A 13,309-nucleotide genomic window follows, 5' to 3' on the forward strand; every position below is an offset into this window, starting at 1 on the left:
TCATGCGAATGCATGATTTCTGTGCATCGCGAAGCGTGTTACTGGTCACGGGGTGACCAGTAACTAAGAGTAAACGGCGACTTGACTTATTCGTTGCAACCACATATAATTGTTTCGGAACGTAACTTAAAATTTACATTTCGAATAAACAAATAAATTTTTATGAAGGGAAGAATAAATGAAATTATGAAACATGTGGAGGCATATGATAATGTCAAAAGATGAGTATTTAATCACAGATGCGCCTCTTAAAGCGCTGACGGTCTTTGCAATGCCGATGATTCTTGGCAGTTTTTTTCAGCAAATATACAATATGGCTGACTCCATTATCGTCGGTCAGTTTGTGGGCTCCTCCGCACTTGCAGCTGTCGGTGCATGTGCAGCGCTGACCAATGTTTTCATTTGTGTGGCACTGGGTGCCGGTGTGGGTGCCGGTGTGCTCGTGAGCCGTTATTTCGGTGCCAGGGAGTATGGAAAAATGAAAACCATCGTGTCAACGTCTTTGTTTAGCTTTTTGATTCTAAGCATAGTCCTTGGTATTTTTGGCTTTTGCTTTTCCCATTGGATGATGAGCGCGTTACAAACCCCTGCAGATATACTGGATGACGCAGTGCTGTATTTGCGGGTCTATTTCGTGGGCTTTCCTTTTTTGTTTATGTACAACATTCTTTCAACGATGTTTACTTCCATAGGCGAATCAAAAATTCCACTGGGACTCCTGATATTTTCGTCAGTCTTAAATATTTTTATGGATCTCTGGATGGTGGCTGGTCTTGATCTCGGCGTGTTGGGTGCGGCGCTTGCAACCTTGATTGCACAAGGTATTTCCGCCGTGTTTTCGCTTCTGATTTTCTTATATCGGATGCGGCGATATAAGAGCCCTTTTCAACGATTTGACTGGAAGGAGCTGCATTCCATGCTTCAGATTGCAGTTCCGTCAGTTCTCCAGCAGTCTACAGTGTCTATTGGTATGATGATCGTGCAGGCAGTTGTAAATCCCTTCGGCACACAGGCACTTGCGGGATATGCGGCGACGATGCGGGTAGAGAATGTTTTTTCCCTGATTTTTGTATCTATCGGTAATGCAGTTTCGCCATATGTTTCCCAGAACCTGGGCGCAAACAAACCACAGCGTATCAAAAAAGGCTATCAGGCTGCATTGGTGTTGGATGTGTGCTTTGCAGCACTTGCGTTCATCGTTATTGAAACGCTGCATACGCAAATTTCCTCGCTGTTTCTTGGTAAAGACGGAACCGCCCTGGCCTATCAGGTATCCGGGGATTATATGAGATGGATTGGTTATTTTTTCATCTTTATGGGAATCAAAATGGCAACCGATGGAGTCCTTCGTGGTCTTGGAATCATGCGTCCGTTCCTTATTGCAAACATGGTAAACCTGGCGATTCGTCTGTCTGTTGCCTTGATTTTTGCACCGCGTTTTGGTATTGAATTCGTCTGGCTTGCTGTACCAGCAGGTTGGTTTGCGAACTTTTTAATATCCTATGTGGCGCTCAGGAGATCATCAAGTCTATAGTATCCGGCTGTATTTTGCAGAAAGCTTTTTTCAAACATGCTACAGGAAAAAGTTTTTCATTCAACGTGTTGCGTCAGAAATAGCTGAAAGAGAACGCGGGAAATGAGGGAGGCATCATGAAAATTACTTACATTAACCACAGTGGATTTTTAATTGAGACCAGAGACTGCTACTATATTTTTGATTATTACAAGGGTGAATTGCCGCACCTTGACAAGGAAAAAGAAGTAATCGTCTTTTGCAGCCATTTCCACGAGGATCATTTTAACCCACAAATCTTTGGGATTCTTGAGGATATGGGGATGACTTATCAGGCAGTCCTGGCGAATGATATACGAAAAAGGAATCATTTATCGGATCTGAAGATCACATATGTTTATCATGATCAGACTTATAATCTGGATAATGGTACTGAAGTTGATACCTTGCTGTCTAACGATAGTGGTGTCGCATTCATTGTCAAAACAAAGGAAGGCACCATTTATCATGCCGGTGACTTAAATGACTGGTATTGGGATGGTGAGCCGAAAGCTGACAACCAGAGACTTACTTCTGCGTATCGTGCAGAGATCAGGAAAATTAAGGGTATGCATTTTGATGCTGCATTTGTTCCCTTAGATCCGCGGCAGGGAGATCACTATGCCGACGGGATCCTGTATTTCCTTAAAAATGTAGATTGCAATGTCATTTTTCCAATGCATTACTGGAATGATACCAGTGTAATTAAGCGGTTTATTACCGAATATCCGCAATATAAGTCTCGCATTAGAAACACAGAATGTACAAAAGGAGAAGAAGTATGAAATTTAAGATGATTCACGAAAACTATAATGTGTCAGACCTGGACCGATCTATTAAATTTTACAATGAGGCCCTTGATCTGCACGAGGTGAGAAGAAAGACTACCGATGATTTTATCATCGTGTATCTGAGTAACGATGTAAGTGATTTTGAGCTGGAACTTACCTGGCTTAAGGATCATCCACAGCCATATAATCTGGGTGAATGCGAATTCCATCTGGCATTCCAGGCGGAGGATTACGAGGCGGCGCACAAGAAGCACAAAGAGATGGGGTGCATTTGCTTCGAAAATGAAGCAATGGGAATCTATTTCATCGTAGATCCAGATGGCTACTGGCTTGAGATTGTGCCGTAAAGCTGGTTGGGAAATCGAATAAAGCTGGCGTATATTATTTTACAGGAGGGCACTTATGTACCTGGATAATTTAGATGAACTGGATCAGAAGATTATCCAGTTACTTATAGAAAATGCACGTATCTCCTACTCAGATATCGGTGAAGAAACCGGCATTTCCAGAGTGGCAGTAAAAGCCCGGATTCAGGCCATGGAGAAAAAGGGGATAATTGAAGAATATACAACAATAATAAATCCTCAAAAAATCAGTGGGGCTGTATCCTGTTATTTTGAAATTGAAATAAAACCAGATCATTTGTCACAGGTGACGGATATTTTATACAAAGATGATACAGTTACACAGATTTACCGTGTCACAGGAAGAGACAAATTGCATGTACATGCTGTTGCTTCATCAAGTGATGAAATGGAGCACTTCCTGCACAACGTCATTGATACACTGCCCGGCATTATCAGCTGTAGCTGCAATACAATCTTATCACGGATTAAAGATATTAAAGGGTTACGGCTGTAGAGGTCAAATTGAGGTGACGCATTATGGCTTCTTTTGAGAAGAAAGAGAAAAATTTTGTTGTTATTATTTGCAATTACAGTGTATGTAAAGTAAAAGGCAATGAATCAGAAATGGTTCATTGCCTTTTGTGCGGTATGGGTTATTTTAACTTTTAAAATATAATTTTGAAATTTTAAAACGAAAGCTGTTATAAAAAATCAGAGTTTATGGTTCCGTTTAAAATTGTAAGTTCTTGTTCTTTGGAAACTGGAAAAATAATTTGCGGATGTCCGGAAGGAATAGATGTAGGAGCTTCAATATATTGCAGCAATAAATTTGCAGCCATTTCTCCAAGCTTCTCTTTCGGGTGGTTAATACTAGGAACTCGGGTTGAATCATACAATTTGGTTACATTGGAATTATCAAAGCTTATAACAGTTAAATCTTCTGGCACAGAAATGTTTTTTGAAGCAAGATAAGGAACTACATGGCAAGCAATATGATCATTATAGCAAATCAGTGCACTACATTGTATTGAAATGTCATCAATAAATAAATCAATATTTTTAAATTGTCGTTTAGACTCTTCTTTTTGTCCTGATAAACCGTACCAAGAAATAAAATCTTCTTGGATTGGAATATTAAAATCTTTTAATGCTTTGATATATCCAAGATAACGATTTAATCCTTGCGTTTCATCAAAGCGAAATAATCCAGCTATTTTCGTGTGTCCTTTTTGAATTAAGCGTTTGGTCATCAAATAAGATGCTTTTTCATCATCCCACATAACACTAGGAGCATCTACGTTGCATAGGCGGTTATTAATAAACACAAAAGGAATATGGTGTAATCTTAATTGTTCATATAAATCTGTGTATGGAGATGGAAGGCTACTTTTTACGCTTTCGATAATTAATCCTGAAACCTTACTATTAAGCATTTTCTTTAAAAAAAGTGATTCGTTTTCAAGGCGATTATGACTTTGTTCTAAAAGCAAACTATACCCTTTTGGATAAAAAACTGTTTCAAAGCCAGTGAGGATTTTAGAACTAATGTAATTGCCAACATTGGTAAAAAGAATGCCAATTATTTTTTCTTTTTGAAATACTTCTACTTCTTTTGCAACGAAACTTCCGCTTCCTTTGGATCTGGAAATGAGGCCATCTGTTTCCAATTCTTGAAAGGCGTTTCGTACTGTTTGTCTACTTATTTGAAATTGATTACATAGTTCAGATTCAGACGGTAACTTTTCCATGTATTTAAATGTACCATTATAAATTTGGTCGGTAATCCACTTATAGAGAATTTTGTATTTAGGCAGTTTGCCGTATTCTGTTTGTGTCTTATTCATGAGAAATGCTCCTTTATGAGAATAAATGCCTTACGTTTACTATAGCAATTAATTGGAAAAAAAGCAAGTAAAAATACATAAAAAAATACATGTTGAATAAAAAAAAGACAACAAAAAGAACAGAAATATTTTGTTGAAATCTACAAAAATAGCAAAAAAGACTAAAATGTATTTACAAGCATGATAATATGTGGTATAAAAAATACAAGAAAACCACAAAGAGTGAGCTTAAAAATACAAATTAAAAACATGAAAGGATATTTAAAAAAGAACACAAAAGGGAGGCGAAAGTGTGAAAATAGGGTATATTCCAACTCGAAGAAATAATTTCAGCGTGGAAGCTGCACTGTTTTATAAAAAAAAGATAAGACAAATTATAGAAGTAATCTCTCCGGAAATTGTAGATTTGGAAGATATTAATTCTGAAGGTTTACTATGGAAACAAGCAGATGTCCCTAAAGTGATAGAAAAAATGCGCCGGGAACAAGTAGATGCGTTGTTTTTTCCGCATTGTAACTTCGGAAGTGAAGGTGTTGTTGGTCAAGTGGCAGCTGCTTTGAATGTTCCGGTATTGTTATATGGACCGCGTGATGATGCACCGGCGTTGGATGGAATGCGGGATCGAGATTCACAGTGTGGGTTGTTCGCGACAGGTAAGGTTTTGCGACATCATAATGTAACGTTTACATATATTACAAATGTTGCGCCAGATGACATGGTTTTTATATCAGGATATGAAAAGTTTTTAAGAGTGGTACAAGTAGTAAAAACAGTAAGAAACATCCGCATTCTTCAGATTGGTCCAAGACCAACAGATTTTCTTAGTGTAATGGCTAACGAGGCTGAATTAATGGAGTTGTTTGGAGTAGAAGTTTACCCATTGACTCTTTCAGAATTGAAATCAGAGATGGAGAGATGCTGGACAGAGGAGAGAAAAAATGTAGAAGATGTGTGCACTTGGATTGAGAAGAATTATCAAGGAGTAGGAGCCAAAGAGGAAGTGCCGCGTAGGACATTTGCGAAGATGAAAGTTGCAATTCAAAATTTGGCAAAAAAATTTCAGTGTAACTGTGCTTGTATCCAGTGTTGGAGTGCAATGCAGGATGAATTAGATATTTTTCCCTGTGCAGTTAATTCAATGCTAGCTGACGAAGGATTTCCAGTAGCATGTGAAACAGATATATGCGGTGCAATTTCTGCTCTTTTAATTCAAGCAGCAACAGGAAATAAGAAAGTACATTTTTTAGCTGATGTAACTATACGTCATCCAGAAAAGGAGAATACAGAGCTTTTATGGCATTGTGGTGCTTTCCCATCAAAATTTGCAAAACATAGAGAATACTGCAGAATTGACACTGCATGGGATGGAAAAAGTCAGTGTGGAAATTGTAGTTGGGAACTTGAAAACGGCGATATTACGCTTTGCAGATTTGATGGAGATCATGGTAGGTATTCTCTGTTTCTTGGAGAAGGAAAAGGAATTAATGGTCCAATGACAAAAGGAACATATGTTTGGTTCGAAACTGAAAATTGGCCCAAATGGGAGCATAAGCTTGTGCAGGGCCCATACATTCATCATGTGGCCGGAACTTATGGAAAAGTTGCAGATGTTTTATTAGAGGCATGTAGATATATTAAAAATTTAACACCAGACCCTGCAACTCCGTCAAGGGAACAGTTAGAGGAAAGATATAGAATGGGGCTTTAAAAAAGCTATATTAAAAAAGTATATTGAGCAAATAGGAGAGAGATATTATGAGTCAGAAGAAAACGGGTGGAAAAATATCACTTTGGAAGCGATTCTTTTTACAGAGTTATTCGAGTGCAATTGTGGCGATAATTTTATTAATATTTATTTTTTCTGTCTTTACAGATGCATTTTTAACCCCATTTAATCTTTTTAACTTATCAAGAACCGCTGCTGTTTATGCATTTATAGGTGCTTCCCAGTTGATTTTGATGGTAATTGGAGACATGAATCTTGGTATTGGGGCTTGTGGAGCCTTGTCTACGGTTGTAATGGGAACATTGATTACCAAATTTGGGTTGCCAATTCTTCCAGCTGTATTGATGGCAGTTTTAGTATCTGTATTATGTGGTCTTATGATTGGTCTTCTGGTGGTTAAGATGAAACTTAATCCTTGGATCATTACATTGGCAATGTCTTTTGTTTTTAATGGTTTAGCAATTGGATATTCGCATGGGTATTCATATGAAATGCCAGAAACATTGACTTGGATAGGAAGAACCAAGCTAGGGATTTTTTCATTTTTGTTTATCTTGATGGTAGTTATGATAGTAATTTTATATGTAATGTTTCGACATATGAAATATGGAAGAGATATTTTAGCCGTTGGAGGAAATCGAACAGCAGCAAGACTTTCTGGTATTAATGTAGATTGGATTATTATTTCTTGTAATATTCTTTCTTGTGTGTTTGCTTGTTTGGCAGCAATTTTGTGGGCCTCTAGAACTGGAACAGCATCTCCGAATACAGGATCAGATTGGATGATGTATTCTATAGCGGTTTGTGCAATTGGAGGAATTCCACTTTTAGGAGGAAGTTTTACGGCACTTGGATTTTTTTGCGGAGCGTGGATTCTGACGATGGTGCGTAATGGTCTGACAATGTTAAATGTGGATGTTTATTATGAACAGGTTTTTCTTGGAATTATTATTTTGTTTGCTGTTTCTGTGGAATCTATAAGAGCGCGGGTGGCAGAAAGAATGAACTAGGATAAAAATTTGTACTTCGGAGAGGAAAGTACAGATATTTATAAAAAACTATTAAAAAACTATATTATTAGGAGGGTAACTTTATGAAGAAAAAAGCAGTTAGTATTTTATGTATGGTAGCAATGAGTATTGGAAGCTTAGGAACAGAAGTTGTATGTGCAGCAGAGTCTGACTATGCTCTGGCAAAAGCCCCAGAAGATTATAAGCTAACAATTTATTGGCCGGCACCAGATACTTATTTTGAGGAAAATATTCAGCCAGGATATCAGGCTGTGGAAGAAAAATATGGGGTTTCTTTTGATTATGCAATTGGAACAGAATGGACGCAGGATATCGAAAATCAAATTGTGGAAGCAAAAGCAGCTGATGGATATGATTTATTTATGATTTACGGTGCAGATACATCCGGAGCAAATGCGCTTTATAAAGAACTTTATGAGGCAGGCGGAAAAGTTGTTAATTATGGAGGAGTAATGGATGATCCTCAGGAATCGGCACTTACTGTTTGCGGTGATGTGTATCAGTATTCTTATGAAGCTACTTGCAAAATGATTGAATCAATTGATGGAGATGCTAAAATTATAAATGTTTTGGAGAATCTCGGTGATGTAAACACCTTGGAACGTCAGAAGGGTGTAGAAGCAGCTGTTGCAGAATATGAAGGGGCAGAAATTGTTCAGACGATTGGTGACATCACAACCGAGGATGAAGGATATGAGAAGACATTTAATGCGTTAGCAGCGAATCCGGGGGCAAACGGAATTATTGCAACTGGTGGTACAGCTTCTAGAGGATTAGCGAATGCTTTGAAAGATTACTATGCATCAAACAGCGAAGCAGAACATCTCTTTGCAGTTGCAACAGATCCATCTGAAGAAGTTATGAATGGAATTGAAAATGGAACAATTGATATAGGAGTAGCTCAGAACGGATATGGACAAGGATATATTGGTGCACTTGCATTACTTCATCTTGCCGATGGATGGGAGCCAGTAGAATGGGGCGAACATATAGTGTCTGGTTTTGTGTTAATTACAAAGGATAATATGGATACATATAGTTCAGAAATTGAGCAACTTAGTATTGACATTGCAAATGATTTGGAAACAGTTTATATGAAGAAGTAGTAAGCTGAAAATAGGAAGAATTTCTGCCCTCTGTTACAAATAGAGGGCAGAATAAAACCGGAGGAATAGATTATGCTGGAAATAAAAAATGTTTCAAAATCATTTCCGGGAGTGAAAGCACTAAATAATGTTTCTGTACAATTTCAGAACGGAGAAATTCATGCGCTTCTTGGAGAAAATGGAGCGGGAAAAAGTACACTTATGAAGATCATCTGTGGAATTTACAAAGCAGATGAAGGGAATATCCTGATGGACGGAAATGAACTTCATTTATCAGGATATGGTGATGCTGTTCGCCATGGGATTAGCATGGTACATCAGGAAATTCAGATGATCCCGGAAAGTAGTATCGCTGAAAATATTGTAAATGATAAAATGAGTCAGTTTGCTAAAATGGGTTTTGTAAATTGGAAGAAGATTTATGAGTTTGCGGAGATCTATATGAAAGAAGTAGGTCTTGAGTTTCCTCCGGAAAAGAAGGTGCGATTCTTAAGTGCTGCACATAAGCAATTAATTCAAATTGCAAAAGCATTAAGCGCAGATACAAAAATACTGCTTTTGGATGAACCAACATCTTCTTTAACGAGGCATGAAGCAAATTTGCTTTTTGAACTTGTAAAAAAATTAAGAGATAAGGGATTAGTTATAATTTTTGTGTCTCATAAACTTGAAGAAGTTCAGTTGATTGCGGATAAAGTTACAGTTTTTCGTGATGGAGAATTAGTTGGTACTGGTGAGATTAGTAAAATGGACAATCCTACAATTATAAAAATGATGATAGGAAGAGAGTTTGCATATCAGTATCGGGGAGCTTTAAATGCAGAGAAAAATGAAGTGATATTTGAAGCAAAACATATTTATTCCCACTTGCATGGTTTACAAGATATGAGTTTTCAACTTCGTAGAGGAGAAATTTTGGGGTTTTATGGACTTGTTGGCTCTGGGCGTACTGAGTTAATTCGTACAATCTTAAATATTGATAAAAGAGATGCTGGAGATATTTTTCTTCGAGGAGAAAAAATTGAAATTGATTCTTTTAAAACTGCACTACATAAATACAAAATTGGTTATGTAACAGAGAATAGGAAAGAAGAGGGACTATTTTTGGAACACTCTGTCGTAATGAATATTTGTGTAAATTCATTACAAAAATGTTATTACAAAAGAATTCCTGTTATTAATTTAAAAACAGAAGAAGAGAATGCAGATATTTATGTAAAAAAGCTAAAAATAAAGACACCTGGAATGACAACCCTTGCAGGAAAGCTGTCAGGAGGAAATCAACAGAAAATAAGTATTGCAAAATGGCTTGCTGCAGAGTGTGATATTCTTATTATTGACGAACCAACGGTTGGTGTTGACATTGGAGCGAAGGAATATATTCATGATTTAATCTGGAATCTTGTCACAAAAGAAAACAAGACAGTAATTTTAATTTCTTCGGATATGAATGAGATGATCTCATTAGCAAGAAGAATTTTAATCTTTAAAAATCGAAAAATTGTTTCAGAGTTAAAAGGAGAAGAATTTTTTGCAAGGCCGGGAAGTGAAATTAGTGAAAAAATAGGAAAGTCATTCGTATAAAAAGGAAATGAAAAAATGAAAAAACTGGCTTTTTATTCAATAGAGAGAAGCAATGAAATATCAGAAAGTTACATAAAAAAATTAGTAGAGAAATTGAGGAAAAATGGTGCGGAACAATGTCGAATCTATGAACAGGAATTGGAAGGAGAAAAATATTTTTTTGGATTTATTGAGACTGAAAAATCGTTTGAATCTGATTGGATGTCAGCAAGGCACGTATATGAATTTGCTCAGCGAGAAGGAGACGATTTCACTAATTTAGAAAAACGTGGAATTATTATTGGAGTAGCTGATGGGAAATTAGAAGAATATGTACGCCTTCATGATGAACAGCCACAGATTATTCATGATTTATGTTATCAGAATGGTTTTAGAAAATCTTCAATTTTTGCATTCCCTACTTTATCAGGTAATTGGTATTTATTGCAATTTGTTGAGTATAAGGGAAAAGAAGATCCGCGCCTATATGAAAACCCGACATATCAAGAGTGGCTGCGTGTTACTGGAGAGTGTCAGAAACCTCTTCCAGGAGAAAAATTTTGGAAAGACATGAAGTTGCTATTTCAGTATAGGAAATAATTAAATAAGAAAAGATTAAATAGGAGGATTGCTATGAAAAGATCACTTGCAAATAGTGCTATTCGTTATGCAGAAGAATTATTAAATCAGTATAACTTTAAACTTCCAGAATTTGGTTATTGGAATTTGAATGAGTGGAGAGCTCATAAAAATGAGATAGATGTAATTAAGAAACTGATGCTTGGGTGGGATCTTACTGATCATGGACTTGGTAGGTTTGACGAAATTGGATGTACCCTTTTTACGATTCGAAATGGTCTTCTTGATCAACCAGATGTGGGGGTTCCGTACGCAGAAAAGTTATTAATTTTTAAAGATGGTCAAAGATTACCGATTCATTATCATGGATTTAAAACTGAGGATATTATTAACCGTGGTGGTGGAGTTATGTTTATTCGTTTGTATAATACGGTAAATGGAAAAGCAGTAGACACGCCTGTTGAGGTTTATATGGACGGAATTAAACACATTTATCAACCAGGAGAAGAAGTACTGATTTATCCTGGAAATAGTATAAGTATTACACCTGGAATTGCGCATACGTTTGGTCCAAAGCCGGGGATGGGTGATTTAATTTGCGGAGAAGTATCAAAAGTTAATGATGATAATATTGATAATTATCACATTGAATTCCAGCCGCAACAGTATCCTGAAATAGAAGAAGATGAACCTATTTTTCGTCCTCTGTGTAATGAGTATGACCGAGTTTTATAAAATTTTATTTTGAAAGTTGATTAGATGCATAAGTTGCCACAATCTGTGAGAAAACAAAGGTTGTGGCTCTTTTATTAAAAGATTAGTCTGTATAAAAAAGCTGTATATCTTTTTGTGTAAGAAGTAATTAAGCGTTAAAACAATTTTGTATTGTAAATTATTCAATACTGCCATGTTTGTGTGTTAAAAGAATGAAAACGTAACATGCTAACAATAAGCACAAAAATTCAAAAAGGAGACTAAACAAATGGACAGCAAGAAGAAAAAAGAGTTGGAGTTATGGGCTGCAAAAATTCGTAAAACAGCTTTGCAGACAATCCAGACTGCAGGTTCAGGACATATTGGAGGATCTTTCTCCATCTGTGATATTATGTCAGTACTGTATTTCGACAAAATGAATGTAGATCCGGTAAACCCGGACAAGCCAGACCGTGACAGACTTGTTCTTTCCAAAGGACACTGCTCACCGGCAATGTATGCAACATTAGCTCTCAAGGGATTTTTTCCGGTAGAACATCTTTCTACATTCCGTAAACTGGACAGTGATCTTTCCGGACATGTAGAGATTCATGTGCCAGGTGTTGATATGTCTGCCGGTTCTCTTGGACAGGGACTTTCCACAGCTCTTGGAATGGCTATGTATGCAAAAGCAAATAAGACTGGAAACAGTGTATTCTGTATCATGGGAGATGGTGAAATCCAGGAAGGCCAGGTTTGGGAAGCTGCTATGTGTGCAGGCTTCTATAAAGCTGATAACCTGATTGCATTTGTAGATAATAACAATCTTCAGCTGGATGGCTCTCTGGAAGAAGTTATGTCTCCATACCCGATCGGAGACAAATTCAAAGCATTTGGCTGGAATGTGATCGAGATCGACGGACATGATGTAGAGCAGATCGCAGACGCTGTAGAGCTTGCTTCTGTAGTAACCGGAAAACCTACTGTAATCGTAGCACATACTATTAAAGGCAAAGGCGTTTCCTTATTTGAAAATAATGTTGACTTCCACGGCGGACAGCCAAAACCGGAACAGTGGCCGGCATGTTTTGCTGAATTGGATGCTAGACTTGCGGAACTGGAGGACTGATAAAATGGGAGAGAATATTTCAACAAGAGTAGCATATGGACGTGCATTAGCTGAATTTGGTGCAGATGAGAACATCTATGTATTTGACGCAGACTTAAAGAAATGCACCATGACACTTTATTTCTCAGAGAAATATCCGGAACGTTTTTACAACATCGGTATTGCTGAGGCAAACATGGTAGATGTTGCAGCTGGTTTTGCAACATGTGGAGCAACTGCTCTGGTACATACATTCGCTATTTTTGCAGCAGGCCGTGTTTATGACCAGGTAAGAAACAATGTCTGCTATCCAGGATTAAATGTAAAGGTAGTAGGAAGCCACGCTGGCCTTACAGTTGGTGAGGATGGTGCAACCCATCAGGCTCTTGAGGACATCAGCCTTATGCGTACAATTCCGGGAATGACTGTAATTGTTCCATGTGACGCAAATGAGACTCGTCTTGCAACAAAGGCTATGCTTGATTTCCAGGGGCCATGCTATTTCCGTACAGGGCGTCCGGCAGTTGAGTGTGTAACTGATACAATTGAGAATTACTCATTCGAGATTGGCAAAGGCGTACAGCTGAAAGATGGTAAAGACGTTACAATCATTGCATGTGGCCTTATGGTTCAGGAAGCTCTGAAAGCACAGAAACTTCTGGAGGCTGAGGAAATCAGTGCAAGAGTTATTGATATGCATACAATTAAACCGATTGACCGTGATATCATTCTCAAAGCAGCAGAAGAGACCGGTGCAATTGTTACAGCAGAAGAGCACAATGTGATCGGCGGACTTGGAGCAGCTGTTGCAGAAGTTCTGGTTCAGAACAAGAGTGTTCCGACTGAGTTTGTTGGAGTTCAGGATACATTTGGACATTCCGCTTCTCCGGCAGAACTGCTGAAACATTACGGATTAACCCCTGAGAATATTGCTGAGAAAGCAAAGAAAGCAATTTCCAGAAAATAATT

General features: G+C 37.6%; 13 protein-coding genes. 12 read left to right on the forward strand and 1 reads right to left on the reverse strand.

Annotation, left to right across the window (positions count from 1 at the left end; all coding sequences use genetic code 11):
* Positions 1-211: 211 nt before the first annotated feature.
* From AB5706_RS10045 to AB5706_RS10060, 4 genes are all read left to right on the forward strand, one after another.
* Positions 212-1,534, forward strand: a complete 1,323-nt coding sequence (locus tag AB5706_RS10045; RefSeq protein ID WP_368366047.1) for an MATE family efflux transporter — start codon at positions 212-214, stop codon at positions 1,532-1,534.
* Positions 1,535-1,650: 116 nt separating this feature from the next.
* Positions 1,651-2,337, forward strand: a complete 687-nt coding sequence (locus AB5706_RS10050; RefSeq protein WP_173717984.1) for an MBL fold metallo-hydrolase — start codon at positions 1,651-1,653, stop codon at positions 2,335-2,337.
* Positions 2,334-2,690, forward strand: coding sequence for a VOC family protein (locus tag AB5706_RS10055; RefSeq protein WP_148463109.1), 357 nt, complete (start codon positions 2,334-2,336; stop codon positions 2,688-2,690). The genes AB5706_RS10050 and AB5706_RS10055 overlap by 4 nt, the downstream gene beginning before the upstream one ends.
* Before the next feature lie 55 nt (positions 2,691-2,745).
* A complete protein-coding gene (locus tag AB5706_RS10060; RefSeq protein ID WP_173717985.1) occupies positions 2,746-3,204 on the forward strand; it encodes an Lrp/AsnC family transcriptional regulator in 459 nt (152 codons plus the stop codon).
* Between the two features lie 187 nt (positions 3,205-3,391).
* On the opposite strand, the gene AB5706_RS10065 is transcribed toward AB5706_RS10060, so the two are convergent.
* Positions 3,392-4,534 carry a GntR family transcriptional regulator gene (locus AB5706_RS10065; RefSeq protein WP_195589513.1) on the reverse strand — a complete coding sequence of 381 codons (1,143 nt, stop codon included), beginning with the start codon at positions 4,532-4,534 and terminating at the stop codon, positions 3,392-3,394.
* A 292-nt stretch (positions 4,535-4,826) separates the two neighbouring features.
* Here AB5706_RS10065 and AB5706_RS10070 point away from each other — a divergent pair, with 292 nt between their 5' ends.
* From AB5706_RS10070 to AB5706_RS10105, 8 genes are all read left to right on the forward strand, one after another.
* Positions 4,827-6,242, forward strand: a complete 1,416-nt coding sequence (locus AB5706_RS10070; RefSeq protein WP_195589515.1) for an L-fucose/L-arabinose isomerase family protein — start codon at positions 4,827-4,829, stop codon at positions 6,240-6,242.
* A gap of 47 nt (positions 6,243-6,289) precedes the next feature.
* Positions 6,290-7,270: an ABC transporter permease gene (locus AB5706_RS10075; protein WP_195982855.1), complete on the forward strand. Its 981-nt coding sequence runs from the start codon at positions 6,290-6,292 to the stop codon at positions 7,268-7,270.
* 83 nt (positions 7,271-7,353) lie between these two features.
* A complete protein-coding gene (locus AB5706_RS10080) occupies positions 7,354-8,397 on the forward strand; it encodes a sugar ABC transporter substrate-binding protein (protein WP_195982856.1) in 1,044 nt (347 codons plus the stop codon).
* Between the two features lie 72 nt (positions 8,398-8,469).
* Positions 8,470-9,981: a sugar ABC transporter ATP-binding protein gene (locus AB5706_RS10085; RefSeq protein WP_368366048.1), complete on the forward strand. Its 1,512-nt coding sequence runs from the start codon at positions 8,470-8,472 to the stop codon at positions 9,979-9,981.
* Positions 9,982-9,996: 15 nt separating this feature from the next.
* Positions 9,997-10,560: an L-rhamnose mutarotase gene (locus AB5706_RS10090; RefSeq protein WP_195589525.1), complete on the forward strand. Its 564-nt coding sequence runs from the start codon at positions 9,997-9,999 to the stop codon at positions 10,558-10,560.
* 33 nt (positions 10,561-10,593) lie between these two features.
* A complete protein-coding gene (locus AB5706_RS10095) occupies positions 10,594-11,274 on the forward strand; it encodes a D-lyxose/D-mannose family sugar isomerase (protein WP_195589527.1) in 681 nt (226 codons plus the stop codon).
* Between the two features lie 247 nt (positions 11,275-11,521).
* Positions 11,522-12,361 (forward strand): transketolase, encoded by an 840-nt coding sequence (locus AB5706_RS10100; RefSeq protein WP_195982858.1) that lies wholly within the window; start codon positions 11,522-11,524, stop codon positions 12,359-12,361.
* 4 nt (positions 12,362-12,365) lie between these two features.
* The gene (locus AB5706_RS10105; protein WP_368366049.1) at positions 12,366-13,307 is read left to right on the forward strand and encodes a transketolase family protein; all 942 of its coding nucleotides are present in this window, start codon (positions 12,366-12,368) and stop codon (positions 13,305-13,307) included.
* Positions 13,308-13,309 lie beyond the last annotated feature (2 nt).

This window comes from Ruminococcus sp. RTP21484sp1_RTP21277st1_D2_RTP21277_210401 (genome assembly GCF_040924225.1).
GTDB classification, from domain to species: domain Bacteria; phylum Bacillota; class Clostridia; order Lachnospirales; family Lachnospiraceae; genus Blautia_A; species Blautia_A faecis.

Excerpts from the sequence above, each read along its gene's own strand:
- AB5706_RS10045 (WP_368366047.1), top strand. The coding sequence starts at position 212 with ATGTCAAAAGATGAGTATTTAATCACAGATGCGCCTCTTAAAGCGCTG.
- AB5706_RS10050 (WP_173717984.1), top strand. The coding sequence starts at position 1,651 with ATGAAAATTACTTACATTAACCACAGTGGATTTTTAATTGAGACCAGA.
- AB5706_RS10055 (WP_148463109.1), top strand. The coding sequence starts at position 2,334 with ATGAAATTTAAGATGATTCACGAAAACTATAATGTGTCAGACCTGGAC.
- AB5706_RS10060 (WP_173717985.1), top strand. The coding sequence starts at position 2,746 with ATGTACCTGGATAATTTAGATGAACTGGATCAGAAGATTATCCAGTTA.
- AB5706_RS10065 (WP_195589513.1), bottom strand. The coding sequence starts at position 4,534 with ATGAATAAGACACAAACAGAATACGGCAAACTGCCTAAATACAAAATT.
- AB5706_RS10075 (WP_195982855.1), top strand. The coding sequence starts at position 6,290 with ATGAGTCAGAAGAAAACGGGTGGAAAAATATCACTTTGGAAGCGATTC.
- AB5706_RS10080 (WP_195982856.1), top strand. The coding sequence starts at position 7,354 with ATGAAGAAAAAAGCAGTTAGTATTTTATGTATGGTAGCAATGAGTATT.
- AB5706_RS10085 (WP_368366048.1), top strand. The coding sequence starts at position 8,470 with ATGCTGGAAATAAAAAATGTTTCAAAATCATTTCCGGGAGTGAAAGCA.
- AB5706_RS10090 (WP_195589525.1), top strand. The coding sequence starts at position 9,997 with ATGAAAAAACTGGCTTTTTATTCAATAGAGAGAAGCAATGAAATATCA.
- AB5706_RS10095 (WP_195589527.1), top strand. The coding sequence starts at position 10,594 with ATGAAAAGATCACTTGCAAATAGTGCTATTCGTTATGCAGAAGAATTA.
- AB5706_RS10100 (WP_195982858.1), top strand. The coding sequence starts at position 11,522 with ATGGACAGCAAGAAGAAAAAAGAGTTGGAGTTATGGGCTGCAAAAATT.
- AB5706_RS10105 (WP_368366049.1), top strand. The coding sequence starts at position 12,366 with ATGGGAGAGAATATTTCAACAAGAGTAGCATATGGACGTGCATTAGCT.